The organism is Pseudomonas sp. Root329, from assembly GCF_001424925.1.
In the GTDB taxonomy this organism is placed as follows: domain Bacteria; phylum Pseudomonadota; class Gammaproteobacteria; order Pseudomonadales; family Pseudomonadaceae; genus Aquipseudomonas; species Aquipseudomonas arabinosi.
Genome location: NZ_LMCV01000003.1, coordinates 1 through 12,715 on the forward strand (window position 1 = coordinate 1; position 12,715 = coordinate 12,715).

10 protein-coding genes are annotated in these 12,715 nt (G+C 51.5%); 7 read left to right on the forward strand and 3 right to left on the reverse strand.

The window, feature by feature from the left end; translation table 11 throughout:
• The first annotated feature begins 281 nt into the window (after positions 1 to 281).
• Both ASC74_RS05020 and ASC74_RS05025 read left to right on the forward strand, forming a co-directional pair.
• Positions 282 to 536, forward strand: a complete 255-nt coding sequence (locus ASC74_RS05020; protein WP_056739753.1) for a hypothetical protein — start codon at positions 282 to 284, stop codon at positions 534 to 536.
• A 30-nt stretch (positions 537 to 566) separates the two neighbouring features.
• Positions 567 to 1,106, forward strand: coding sequence for a hypothetical protein (locus tag ASC74_RS05025; RefSeq protein ID WP_177338832.1), 540 nt, complete (start codon positions 567 to 569; stop codon positions 1,104 to 1,106).
• Positions 1,107 to 1,324: 218 nt separating this feature from the next.
• Here ASC74_RS05025 and ASC74_RS05030 read toward each other — a convergent pair whose 3' ends face one another.
• The 3 genes from ASC74_RS05030 to ASC74_RS05040 all read right to left on the reverse strand — a co-directional run bounded on the left by ASC74_RS05030 (position 1,325) and on the right by ASC74_RS05040 (position 6,026).
• Positions 1,325 to 2,551: a maltoporin gene (locus tag ASC74_RS05030; RefSeq protein ID WP_082555767.1), complete on the reverse strand. Its 1,227-nt coding sequence runs from the start codon at positions 2,549 to 2,551 to the stop codon at positions 1,325 to 1,327.
• Between the two features lie 439 nt (positions 2,552 to 2,990).
• Positions 2,991 to 4,655: a glucose-6-phosphate isomerase gene (gene pgi, locus ASC74_RS05035; RefSeq protein WP_056739757.1), complete on the reverse strand. Its 1,665-nt coding sequence runs from the start codon at positions 4,653 to 4,655 to the stop codon at positions 2,991 to 2,993.
• Between the two features lie 366 nt (positions 4,656 to 5,021).
• A complete protein-coding gene (locus ASC74_RS05040) occupies positions 5,022 to 6,026 on the reverse strand; it encodes a LacI family DNA-binding transcriptional regulator (RefSeq protein WP_082555768.1) in 1,005 nt (334 codons plus the stop codon).
• A 459-nt stretch (positions 6,027 to 6,485) separates the two neighbouring features.
• Here ASC74_RS05040 and ASC74_RS05045 point away from each other — a divergent pair, with 459 nt between their 5' ends.
• From ASC74_RS05045 to ASC74_RS05065, 5 genes are all read left to right on the forward strand, one after another.
• Positions 6,486 to 8,045, forward strand: coding sequence for a sugar ABC transporter ATP-binding protein (locus ASC74_RS05045; RefSeq protein WP_056739760.1), 1,560 nt, complete (start codon positions 6,486 to 6,488; stop codon positions 8,043 to 8,045).
• Entirely contained in the window at positions 8,042 to 9,064 is a 1,023-nt protein-coding gene (locus tag ASC74_RS05050) for an ABC transporter permease subunit (RefSeq protein ID WP_056739762.1), read from the forward strand. The genes ASC74_RS05045 and ASC74_RS05050 overlap by 4 nt, the downstream gene beginning before the upstream one ends.
• A 50-nt stretch (positions 9,065 to 9,114) precedes the next feature.
• Positions 9,115 to 10,041 (forward strand): ABC transporter substrate-binding protein, encoded by a 927-nt coding sequence (locus ASC74_RS05055; protein ID WP_056739764.1) that lies wholly within the window; start codon positions 9,115 to 9,117, stop codon positions 10,039 to 10,041.
• Between the two features lie 289 nt (positions 10,042 to 10,330).
• Complete coding sequence (locus tag ASC74_RS05060) at positions 10,331 to 10,990, forward strand: nucleoside triphosphate hydrolase (protein ID WP_056740088.1); 660 nt, start codon at positions 10,331 to 10,333, stop codon at positions 10,988 to 10,990.
• A gap of 363 nt (positions 10,991 to 11,353) precedes the next feature.
• Complete coding sequence (locus ASC74_RS05065) at positions 11,354 to 12,292, forward strand: carbohydrate kinase family protein (protein ID WP_056739767.1); 939 nt, start codon at positions 11,354 to 11,356, stop codon at positions 12,290 to 12,292.
• Positions 12,293 to 12,715: the final 423 nt, after the last annotated feature.

Consider the following 12,715-nt stretch of genomic DNA (forward strand, 5'->3'; position numbering starts at 1 on the left):
CATCGTGCCTTGATCAGGCTACAAAGCCGGACAGCCACTCAGCCTTGAAAATCGAAACGGGATCTAGCGTTTTTACACACTCTGGGCCAAAAGCAGCCTCTTGAAGGTGTCTAAGAAGCAGGGGGCAATTCAGTGTAGGAAGTTTCCCCGTAGTGACGGCTTTGATCTCTATGCACTGGACACTCCGCATGAACTGAAGGCCTGTGCTTCAGCACGTTGAAGCCACATGGCATCGCCCCGTTTTGAAGGAATCGGTATTGAACTCTTTAGGGATATCACCTGTGAAATATGCAATCTGCGCCATTTTGCTGCTGGCTCTGAGCGGCTGCGTGACCATGTCGGGTGAATACATCATGACGGCTCACGACGCTTCCGGCGCACAGATAAAAAAGCTCGGCACCTTCGTCGCACAGGACCATAACATTTACCCCATACGTAACGCCTTCTGTCTCAACGCGCCAGGGGCTACGGTGATCATTCGTGACGCTAAAACCGGCGAGGAACTGCGCAGCGAGAGTCCTTACCACTGCCGTTAACCCTCAAAAAAAGGATTTTCCATGAGAGCTATGCTGATAGCAGGCCTGGCTTTTGCCGTTAGCGGCTGCGGCAATATTTCCAATATCCGTGCTTACTCCACGGCCTATGTTGAACCCGCCTCAGGTAACACCGCACGTTTGCGCGTCATCACCAATGGCATGGCATGTGGCGTGCCGGGCCGCGATTGCATCGACTGGCGTGTTCCCGGCGCCGGGGTGATGGCCGTGTCCGAATCCGGTTTTGCCGATCAGAATAATTGCCGCAGCCTGGGCATGCCCGAGAGCAACCGCCGGGTGCAAGCGCAAGAGCTCGCGCGTACCGAGCTGAAGGTGCCGGCGGGCAAGCCTTTCGCCATGAACTTCCAGAGCGAAGGCCACGTTTCCGCCGGCTATTCCTATAGCTGCCAGCAAACCTTTCGTTTCACCCCAAAGGTCGGTCAGGACTATGAGCTGATCCTGTTGGACGGTGGCCAGTGCCTGGTCGCGTTGCAGCGCTTAAATCCAACTGGAAAACCTGAAAACGAGCCTGTTGAGAAGGCAGGGCTCTGTAGAGCACTGGATGTTTTCTAGCTCAGAACGTCCGCGTTCATTGCAACAAAGCATCTTTAACAAAATCGCTGACCATTGATTGTTGGTGCCGATGCCGAATACACCCAGTTGCCGAGATGTCACTGACCCAGTCTGACTCCTCACAAACCATTACCTGTGCTGGATTTGTGCTGATTTGGAGGTGGGTCGGTCTTGCATCGGCAAGGGGTTCAATTCGGCATCGGCGTCAACAAGGGAGTTTATTTCCACCAATACTCGATCTGAACCCCTACGTTGGAGCCTTGCAGGTCTGCACCAAACGCACCGGTATCAGACAGAGCCGATCCCGGAGATTGCAAGCTGGCGGCGCGTTGCGCGGCCTTGTTCCAGGTAGCATAGGTGTAATACAGACGAAATTCCGGCCTGTCCCAAAATCCCGGGCCCTTCGGTGACCAAGTCGGCGCGATGGTGTACTTAGTGAGTTTTCGGGTACCGTCTGCGGCTTCAACCTGGTCGCGCCCAACTTCGGTGATTAACTTGAACTGATCCGTGAACGCATAAATTGGCCGAACGCCAATGGATAACCAGTTCTGGTCATCACCATCAGGGCGCGTGTCTTTTTGATAGACCAGTTCAACTTGACCACTGAAAGCATGAGTCATTTGCCAATCGAAAAACTCCACGAGCCGCCAGCTCTTGTTGCTCTCGTCCAACGTGGTATCACCGGTGTAACCCAATGCGGTTCCCGGCCCTCGGCCGTATTGAACAGCGAACTTATTGACTCCGCCCAGGAACGCGACCTGTTTGTGCTGGGCAACCACCGACCAGCCCTGATGAGCATCCTCGCGGCTCGGCTTGTCCAGATAACTGACGCCCAGCTGAATCTCGCCACCGGGATTGGTGTTGAATCCGCTGACGGTCACATCATGCCGGGTAACAAAATCCTTTTGGAAGACGTTGTCCTTGCGTGAGAACACGTAGCTGTATTTCAGATCTCCCAATGCGACCTGGTCGAACCCAAAGCCAGTTGAGCTTTGGTTCCAGTAGAAGTAGTCGGAAATATTGATGTCGTTTCGGTTGTAGTAACGACGACCCGCCCAGAAAGAACCGCCATTCAATGCTGGCATCTTGCTCCACTCTGCGTAGAGCTGACTCATCCGCGTATAGCCGTGCTCTCCGTCAAATTTTGGCTCATGGCCATACTCGTTGTAAAACTGTGCCATGCCTTCCACGCTGACCACCGAGCCGTCGTCCAGTGAAAGCAGATCCTGGCGCAAATCCAGCTCCAGATACTGCTCACATTCGTTGCCAAGGCGATATTTGGATTGCGCGCCCGGTAGCTGAAAACACGACTGTTTCCCTCCTTGAGTCGAATCCCCAACTCCGGTTCTGAAATAACCACTGAAGTTTGTTGCATACGCGTCAGCAGGCAGAAATCCGACAGCAAAGGACGCACCCAGAACTGCACTGAGAGTTTTAACGTTCATTCATAACACCTTTTGGTTTTTATACTTATTGGACAAGGTCGATAACGCGAATTAGCACGCTTTTGATCCAAGTACGCGGCTAACTCCATTCACAGGTTCCCAGATGGGAAACAGCTTAAATCGAATAGAAAACGCACCGTATTACCTGAACCAAAGCATGAGGAAAATCCAGGCAGTACCAGTGCAAAGTGACTACGCGTGAGCACGCGACCACTTAACAAATGAGTTAGTTAACCGTCATAAGCTTTACCCCTGGGAACGCTATTTTCAGGCCGCAAACTTGGAAGCCAGAACTATCTAAAACACCGTGTAGGGCCGATCGATCACCACGCAGCCTCAGAAGTACAACACGATTGAATAAATGCGCAGAGGCACTACTACATGGCATTTGTTTCATTCAAGACTGGAATGCATTAGTCCCACCCAATCTTATGAGGCTCTAACCCCGATGACGTCCTCGGAAGAAATCTATAAGACCCTGCGTCGAGGAATCATCTGCCGGTTCCGCGTCATAGCGAGTCAGACGGTTGTAGACGCTGTTGCCTAGCTCCTTGCCCAACTCCACGCCCCATTGATCAAACGAATTGACTCCCCAAATTACACCCTGGACAAAGACCTTGTGTTCATAAAGGGCGATCAGTGCCCCAAGGCTATGTGGATTGATGATCTCAAGAGCAACTGTATTGCTTGGCCGGTTGCCGGGAATCACCTTATGCGGCGCCAGTTGCTCAATCTCACTGGATGAAAGGCCTTTGGCTTTTAGCTCTGCCTCAGCTTCAGCACGGTTTTTGCCTCGCATCAGCGCTTGGCTTTGAGACAAGCAATTGGCGTACAGCCATTCCTGATGATCAGCCACTGGATTGTGGCTGACCACCGGCACAATGAAGTCAGCTGGAATTAGAGGTGTCCCTTGATGCAACAACTGGTGGTAAGCGTGCTGTCCGTTACATCCCACGCCGCCCCAGATTACAGGGCCAGTGGTGTAGGAAACTGACGTGCCGTCATGACGAACACTTTTGCCATTGGACTCCATGTCCATCTGCTGCAGATGTTTCACGAAGTTGCGCAGGTTATGGTCATAGGGCAAGAACGCATAGCTTTGCGCACCCCAAAAGTTGTGATACCAAACGCCGAGTACCGCTAAAAGAACGGGAAGGTTCTGTTCCAATGGCTCATTCAGGAAATGTTGATCCATAGCGTATGCGCCGGACAGCAGTTCCTTAAAGTTCGCTATGCCAATGGCCAGAGCAATCGGCAGACCAATGGCAGACCATAGTGAGTAACGGCCCCCGACCCAGTCCCACATAGGAAAAATGTTTGCTTCACGGATGCCGAAATCCAGCGCAGCTTGACGATTACTCGTCACCGCAATGAAGTGGCGATATAGCTTCTCTTCCGTCCCGCCCTTAGCCAAGTACCAACTTCGACAAGCTTGCGCGTTCTTCAACGTTTCAAGGGTACCGAAGGTTTTGCTGGAGATGATGAACAGCGTTGTTTCTACGTTCAGATCGGCTGTAACCTCTCGGAATTCATTGCCGTCGATGTTAGCCAGGTAATGGCACCGCACCCCATGCCGAGCGAAAGGCGCGAGTGCTTCAGAGACAAGCTCCGGGCCCAGAAATGAGCCACCAATACCAATGTTTACGACATCAGTGATGACCTTGTCGTTGTAACCACGCCAAAGATGACTATGGATACGACTCACAACGTCAGTCATCTGCGCCAGAGCACCATGCACATCGCGCATCAAGTTGCGCCCATCGACCATCAAAGGTTCCCCCACTGGTCGCCGCAGCGCGGTATGCAGCACAGGACGGCCCTCGGAACAGTTGATTTTTTCTCCACTGAACATGGCATGCGCTGCTTTTTCCACGCCGGCCTCGCGAGCAAGGTTTACAAGCAATGAACGTGTCTCATGAGTGATCAGGTTTTTGGAGTAATCCAGAAACAGCCCGCAGCCCGCCAGGGAAAAGTCTTGAAAGCGTTTGCTGTCATCTCGAAAGGCATCGCGCATACTAAAATTTTTCATGCTCTCCCGGTGGTCAAGCAGATTGCGCCATGCCGGCAATGCAGTCACATCATTCGTTTTGTTGTAGTTATTCATGCTCAGTCCCTCTTTGCCAATACGGCTTCCGCCGTCTCAATCAACGATTCAAATTTGGACGTTTTGTAGTTCTGCAAACGCAGAAGTACCCTAGCAGGAATGCGTTCTGCAGTTTTTAGTTAGAACCAGTTGTCGAAATTCGCTCCAAGAGGTTAGCGTCTTCCAGCGCGATCTAAAAATGGATGTCTATCTATTTAACGAAGGTTGCTTAAGTAAAAACCGCAAACATACATATGCGTGTACGACAAATGGAATCCAGGTGCTGGTCATTTAACTTAAGGATTATCTAGGCGGCGAGACGTGAACAAGAGTCAAATAATTCACGCCTGCAACCGCTAGATCCTCAGGTTGAATCCCTGAGTACAGTCATTTTGGAGCGCCGCAAGAATCTCGTTGGATTAAAGAGGGTTTCAACCGAATAGTCTGACGTCGCCCATCAGGTTGCTTGATACGCTTCAATAAAAGCTTCACAGCCTGGGCTCCGAGTTCCTCGAGAGGTTGCGCTATAACTGTCAGCCGGGGGCTAAAAGCATCCGCCCAGTCGAAGTCGTCAAAGCCGACCAGCGCAATGTCGTTTGGCACCTCAAGTCCTGCTTCACGAAGGGCCTGCATTGCACCAATGGTCATCAAGTTGTTAGCAGTCATTATTGCGGTAGGCGGGTGCTCTAGCGCTAGTAGACGACGAGTCGCTTCCATTGCTGGCGCAATCGCCGATTCACCACAGCAAACTAATTGATCTTCGTACTGAATTCCTGCGTCAGCCAAGGCCGCACGGTAACCATCAACTCGCTCATGAGAAGAAGACTGAGTCAATCGTCCGGATACCATCCCTATACGGCGATGTCCAAGTTTTATCAAGTGTGCAATCAACTCTTGAGATGATTGCTTATTCTCTACCCCTACCTGATCGAAAGACGTCGACAGAAGTCGATCGATGAGAACCGTGGGGATTTTGTTGGCCTTTAAGTAATTAAATACTCTACTTTCCGGATCATACTCCGAGGCCAGTACAATGCCGTCAACTCGTCTCTCATGCAGTGCTTTGACCGCTTTAAGCTCTTGTTCAGGATCTTTTTGCGTATTGACCAGAATCATCATCAAGCCGCTTTTCGCACATGCCGCTTCGATGGCACGTACTGTTTCACTGAAGTAATAGTTTGACAGCGTCGCAATCGCTACCCCTATAGCGCCTGAAGAGGAGCGAGCTAGAGACCGAGCGAGCGAGTTTCGAATATAGCCTACGGACTCTACAGCCTGATTCACGCTGCGGACGGTGTCAGGATGTACTTTGCGAGTCCCGTTGAGTACATGAGATACCGTAGACATTGATACGTTCGCGGCTCGCGCTACATCACTCATCTTTGCGCCCACTGTGCACCACTCCTTTCTCACGTGATTTCATGGATAGCGCTGAACTCATGCCCAGCGGTAAGCCATTGTAAAGCTCACGGCGAGAAAATGTGTCGGAGGCTCTAGGAATTGATGCCGGGACGGGCCCGCAATTTCGAGAGAGACCCAGTGAGGTGCGCTGTGCACCTACTGTGGGTGAGGCGAGATCGTTGCATCCGCTATGCAACATAGCCGGGCACTCCTTTTTATTATTTTTGCGATCGCATAGCGAACCGTTAACGGGACGCAGAGCCGCTGTTGAAAAAAGCATAGCCGAGACGAAAGCGCTTGCGCAAGCGCTTTCCTAACCTGGTCATCTTTCCCTTGGCCGAGAAGGAAAGCGCTTGCGCAAGCGCTTTCCTTTCGACTATGTTTCTCGAACAAGAACACCGATGAGAGGTTTCACTGCTTCTCAAATCGGCAGATAAGGAGTTAACCGCTATGCTGAGCACTGGCTCTGAAAGTCCACCTCTTGCCTTATTGGAAATGCGTTCCATCTCGAAGTCATTCAGTGGGGTACGCGTCCTACATGACATCGATCTCAGTATTTTCCCTGGACAAATCCACGCGCTAATGGGCGAAAACGGCGCCGGAAAATCCACCCTGATGAAAATATTGTCGGGGGCCTATACAGCCGACAGTGGCACTATCCGAATCGATGGATGTGATATTCGAAACTATGGCCTGAACGATGCGAAGCGCCATGGCATCTCAGTTATCTATCAAGAGCTCAGCTTGTGCGCGAATATGAGCGTGGTCGAGAACATCTACCTGGGTAGAGAAATTCGTCGATGTGGGGTTATAAACCACAAGGCAATGACCGAAGGCGCGCAGGTTGTACTAAAGCGACTTGGTGTCACATTTAATCCGCACGCGCTGGTCGGTACATTGTCGATCGCTGACCAACAACTTGTTGAAATCGCCCGTGCAATTCATGCCGATACACGAATCCTGGTGATGGACGAGCCGACAACGCCGTTGTCTTCAAAAGAAACTGAAAGTCTATTTACGTTGATTCGCCAGTTACGTGATGATGGCGTTGCAATCATCTATATCAGCCACCGAATGGCTGAGATATACGCATTGTCCGATTTTGTTTCGGTGCTCCGAGACGGTCATTACGTAGGTTCGCTGGATCGTGCCACGCTATCAGCTGAAACCCTAGTCCGGATGATGGTTGGTCGTGATGTTTCCGGTTTCTATGCCCATGAGCGAACTTCGTGTTCTTATGAGCAACCGATACTACGTGTTCGCAACCTTACAGATGGCTTCAATATTCAAAATTGCAGTTTTGATCTGTATGCAGGCGAAATTCTTGGGATTGCAGGACTGGTAGGCTCAGGGAGAACAGAACTTGCCAGATTAATCGCAGGTGTCGATGGTTACTCAGGTGGACAGATTGAAATTGATGGCGAAGTTGTAGTCATACGCTCTCCTCGTGATGCAGGTAATGCAGGTATCGTCTATCTAACAGAAGACCGCAAAGCACTGGGTCTTTTTCTCGATATGAGTGTCCACGACAATATTAATGTATGTGTTGTGGGAAGTGATGCTCTATTTGCAGGCTTTGTAAACCGAACGGCCGGAACTGGACGCACCGAACAAGCAATTCAAGCACTCAATATCAAAGCGTCCTCAGATATCAATGTCGGAGCGTTGTCTGGAGGCAACCAGCAAAAGGTTTTGCTGGCTCGTCTGCTTGAGATGAAACCCAGAGTGTTGTTCCTCGACGAGCCTACCTCGGGTGTAGATATTGGAGCTAAAACAGAAATATATAAAATAATCAACGCATTGGCCGCATCTGGCGTTTGTGTAGTGATGATTTCAAGTGAGCTACCAGAGATCGTTGGAATTGCTGACCGTGTATTGGTCATGTGTGAAGGAAAACTTGTCACCGAGCTCGGTGGCCACAGCGGTCTTGATATCACACCTGAAACCATTATTGCGTTTGCCACAGGCAGCGACAGGTTGACTCTAGCCAACGGAGACTTAGTCCAATGACTTCCCCACTGCAACGAAAAGTAGTAAGTGACTTCACAACACCTGGTGTACGAAACATCACTGGAGCTACCGCGCAGGATAAAATGCGCCAACTGATGAGGGCGGCGGGCATGCTGCCCGTATTGTTGCTCCTTTGTGTGGGCTTCAGCCTGATGAGCGATAGCTTTTTCTCGGCTCAAAATTTCTCGATCATCAGTCAACAAGCCTCTATCAATGTGGTATTGGCATCAGGTCTGACGTTCGTGATTTTGACAGGGGGAATCGACCTTTCGGTGGGTTCGATTCTGGCTGTTTCCGCAGTAGTGGCGCTATTGGTATCGCAAGTTCCAGGGTTTGCTCCCCTGGCCATCGCTGCGGGGCTAGGAGTCGGACTGCTGCTAGGGCTCGTCAATGGTGTATTGGTCGCTTTTGGAAAGCTACCAGCTTTTATAGTCACACTTGGCGGATTGACTGCGATGCGTGGAATCGCACGCCTCATCGGCGAAGACAAAACGGTTTTCAATCCCGACCTATCGTTTGCCTACATTGGAAACGACACGTTGTTCGGGGTGCCATGGCTGGTGGTAATCGCTTTGGTGGTGGTTACTCTTTCCTGGCTTATTCTTCGACGGACGGTTTTAGGCGTACAGATTTACGCAGTGGGTGGCAATCCTGAGGCCGCACGGTTGTCGGGTATCAAGGTCTGGAAAGTCCTGCTATTCGTCTATGCCATATCTGGTTTGTTGGCGGGTGTGGGGGCCATCATGACTTCCGCTCGACTGATGGCTGCTAACGGACTGCAAATGGGGCAGTCTTATGAGCTCGATGCGATCGCCGCCGTGATCCTGGGAGGCACACGTTTCACAGGAGGCGTCGGCACCATCGTCGGTACGCTAATCGGCGCCCTTATTATTGCAACCCTTTCCAACGGCCTGATATTGCTGGGAGTTTCGGATATCTGGCAATACATCATCAAAGGTGTCGTCATCATCGGGGCGGTAGCACTCGATCGCTTTCGGCAGTCAGGCGCACGAACCTAAATCATATATAAACGCACCCCATAACACTCCAATAATAAGAGGCAATTCTCATGAAAAAAATAATATTCACTGCTGCTTGTGCACTACTGGCATTTAGCACCGCTCAAGCGCGAGAATTGAAATCCGTTGGGATAACAGTTGGCTCGCTGGGAAACCCTTATTTCGTAGCGATGGTCAATGGCGCCAAAGCGCAGTCACTGCATATCAATCCAGCAGCAAAATTTACCTCAGTCTCGGCCGATTACGATTTAAACAAACAGTTTACTCAGATCGATAACTTCATTTCATCGGGTGTGGACTTGATTCTTGTCAATGCCGTCGACCCTGTAGCAATCGCGCCTGCGATTGCGAAAGCGAGAAAGGCTGGCATAGTGGTTGTAGGTGTAGATGTTATGGTGCAAGGCGCCAACGCCACGGTGCAGACAGATAATGTAGAAGCCGGCAGAATTGTATGTCAGTACATTTCTGAGAAGCTTGGTGGCAAGGGTAACGTTATTATCCAGAATGGTACGCAGACTTCGGCAGTCCTGGATCGCGTCAATGGTTGTAAGAGTGTTTTCGCACAGGCACCCGATATCAAGGTACTGTCCGATAATCAGGATGCCAAAGGCTCGCGCGAAGGTGGTTACAGCGTAATGCAAGGCGACCTGACTCGCTTTGCAAAAGTCGACGCGGTGTTCGCTATCAATGATCCTCAAGCTATAGGTGCAGACCTGGCAGCAAAACAACTTAAGCGTAAAGGCATCATTATCGCATCGGTGGATGGGGCTCCCGATATAGAGACAGCACTCAAAAGTGATACACAGATCCAGGCTTCTGCCTCTCAGTCCCCTTGGGGCCAAGCACAACAGGCCGTAACGATGGGTAACGACTTGCTGAATGGCAAATCTTTGGAAAGCACAACGGTACTGCTGCAACCCTCACTTGTAACCCGAACTAATGTTATGGAGTACAAAGGCTGGCAAACGGCCCAATGACTAATGTGCGGTTTAGTCCGGTGGCATAGGGGTATCTAGCCACCTCTGGAATGCGTGTAATGGCTGCTGCGAGGTACTCGCAGTAGCCGAACAGCCTAAATTTAATGATCTCCCGGTGGCTCTAGTTAAGTATCAGGCCCATAGATGTGCTTCAATTATGGGCATCTTAGAGGTTGGCTCGCTAGGGATTCTGTTGATCCTGTTGTAATTGTGTATCCATAGGTATTGTTCAAGCTCCACATATCTCGGTATCGGGGCCTGAGCGATGCTCGCTGACGAGAAACTTGACATGTTTTCCAACGCAAACTCAATAGTAAGCATAGAGCTACTTGACTACGTTAAGGCTCTGCCTGGTAATCGAATTGTCGTTGCGCTAGCGGGGCCGCCTGGTGCCGGTAAGTCCACTGTCTCTGAGGCCTTGGTAGAGGCCCTTAATAGTATTATGCCGGGGAGTGCTGCGGTCATTCCCGGGGATGGCTTTCATTACGATGACGCGGTTCTTAGATCCTTGAACCTTTTAGATCGCAAGGGTTCCCCCGATACATTCGATGTGGGTGGCTTCAGGAATCTGCTGCTGCGGCTTCGTGCGAATAACGAGCCAACGGTTGCCGTTCCAGTATTCGATCGAATTCTGGAGATATCCCGTGCCGCAGGACGATTGGTTTCCTCTGACGTGAAATATCTCATCGTAGAAGGAAACTACCTTCTATTAAACCTCGCCCCATGGTCGTCTTTAAGAGACTGTTTTGACGCCACTATTATGTTGCAGGTTGACCGTAAAACCCTGGAGACGCGACTGCTTGATCGATGGCGATCATTCGGGTTCGATGAGTCTACTTCGTATGAAAAAGTTTGTCGTAACGACCTTCCGAATGCCGAATTTGTGATTTCGGCCAGCTGTAGAGCTGACTTCATGATCATAGATGAAGAACCCACTTCCTCTCCTTGAGAGCATCACGCTGTAAACCAAGAGCTTCGCTTAGCTAGCATTTTTAACGCTAATTTGGTGTCCGCCTTGCCGCAATTGATCCAATTATATACACCCGCAGACACGATACTTTCAGAGATCGCCGAGCAGTTTGTCTCAACCTCAGGGTATTGGTCTCCAGCGCCAGCGGTGCCAATGCAGGGCGACATCACCATCGGCAACATCCAGTCCGGAGGCGTCGGCGGCCACGTTCTGCTTATTCACAGGTCGAACTGTGAGAGCGCTGTGCCGGTCCCGCCAACGAAGCCTCACCCGTCGCAGCCAACGTGGCTGCCTATTAACGCTATCAACATCCTGTAGCGAACCTTTAAAGAGCAAACGACTATGTATCTGGTATGTGGCGAAGCGCTGTTCGATTTCTTTAGTGAAAACGACCCCGGAGCTCAAGCTTCAAAAATAAACTACAAGGCCATTGCCGGCGGTTCACCGTTCAACGTCGCCGTCGGGCTGCGGCGCCTGGGTATCGACGTGGCGCTGTTTGCCGGGTTGTCTACCGACTACCTGGGCCGGCGTTTACAGCAAGTATTGCAGGAGGAGGGCGTGCGTTTGGACTACCTTCAGGACTTCGACGCACCGACCACTCTTGCTATGGTCGCCGTTGGTGCCGATGGCTCGCCGCATTACAGCTTTCGTGGCGAAGGCTGCGCTGATCGTCAGCTGTTGCCGGGGCATTTGCCTGAGTTGGGCGCTGAGGTGCGAGGGCTGCATATCGGCTCATTCTCGTTGGTGGTGCAGCCGATTGCCGATACTCTGCTGGCCCTGGTCTGCCGTGAAAGTGGCAAACGCCTGATCAGCCTTGACCCCAATGTGCGACTCAACCCAGAGCCGAATATCGAATTGTGGCGCGAACGTATCGGCGCTCTGGTCGAACATGCCGATCTGATCAAGGTCAGTGACGAAGACCTGAACCTACTCTACCCCGAGCGTGATCCGCAGAGCGTGATCGAGGGATGGCTGAAACACCGCTGCCAACTGGTATTCCTCACCCGTGGCGGTCAGGGCGCGACAGTTTTCAGTCGCCGTCATGGCACTTGGTCGGTGCCGGCCCGTGCCGTGGTGATGGTCGATACCGTGGGCGCGGGCGACACCTTCCAGGCGGCATTGATCGGTTGGCTGACTGAGCAGCAACTGGATTCGGTGGAGGGCTTGCAACTCTTGAGCCGTGAACAGATCGACGCAATGCTCACCTTTGCCGTCAGCGCCGCTGCCCTGACCTGCGGTAGAACCGGGCCGGACTTACCTTTTCGGCATCAGTTGGATTGATATTTGGTCAGAATTTTGTCGTCGGCACGGCAGTCTTCATGGGCAAGTCGGGTCGTCCTTCAGCCGCTCCCACAGGAATACGCACATTTACTGTGGGAGATCAATTTTGTAGGAAAATCCCGCAGCTTCACGCCGATGGGTATTGGCAATGATTTTTCAAAAAGGCAAATGCCCTCCAGCAGATGTTCCGAGCAAGGATCACCAAAGCTTGGGTTTCTAGAAGCATCTTCAAGCGTCCCGACTCGGCCGTCAGGCGAACTGCAGCACCCGCTGTAGTCCCGAGTGTCGTAGTCATTGAAGATTTTGAGTCACCAACCATCAATCTGTTGCCGCTGACCGAAAACTAACCGCGGTACCGCAAGAATTGGTGATGATCTGCTTGATCTTCGCGATGGGGCGCGTCACGCCAGAGGAAGCAGTTGG

Excerpts from the sequence above, each read along its gene's own strand:
- ASC74_RS05030 (WP_082555767.1), bottom strand. The coding sequence starts at position 2,551 with ATGAACGTTAAAACTCTCAGTGCAGTTCTGGGTGCGTCCTTTGCTGTC.
- ASC74_RS05055 (WP_056739764.1), top strand. The coding sequence starts at position 9,115 with ATGAAAAAAATAATATTCACTGCTGCTTGTGCACTACTGGCATTTAGC.
- ASC74_RS05045 (WP_056739760.1), top strand. The coding sequence starts at position 6,486 with ATGCTGAGCACTGGCTCTGAAAGTCCACCTCTTGCCTTATTGGAAATG.
- ASC74_RS05025 (WP_177338832.1), top strand. The coding sequence starts at position 567 with ATGCTGATAGCAGGCCTGGCTTTTGCCGTTAGCGGCTGCGGCAATATT.
- ASC74_RS05050 (WP_056739762.1), top strand. The coding sequence starts at position 8,042 with ATGACTTCCCCACTGCAACGAAAAGTAGTAAGTGACTTCACAACACCT.
- ASC74_RS05065 (WP_056739767.1), top strand. The coding sequence starts at position 11,354 with ATGTATCTGGTATGTGGCGAAGCGCTGTTCGATTTCTTTAGTGAAAAC.
- ASC74_RS05060 (WP_056740088.1), top strand. The coding sequence starts at position 10,331 with ATGTTTTCCAACGCAAACTCAATAGTAAGCATAGAGCTACTTGACTAC.
- pgi (WP_056739757.1), bottom strand. The coding sequence starts at position 4,655 with ATGAATAACTACAACAAAACGAATGATGTGACTGCATTGCCGGCATGG.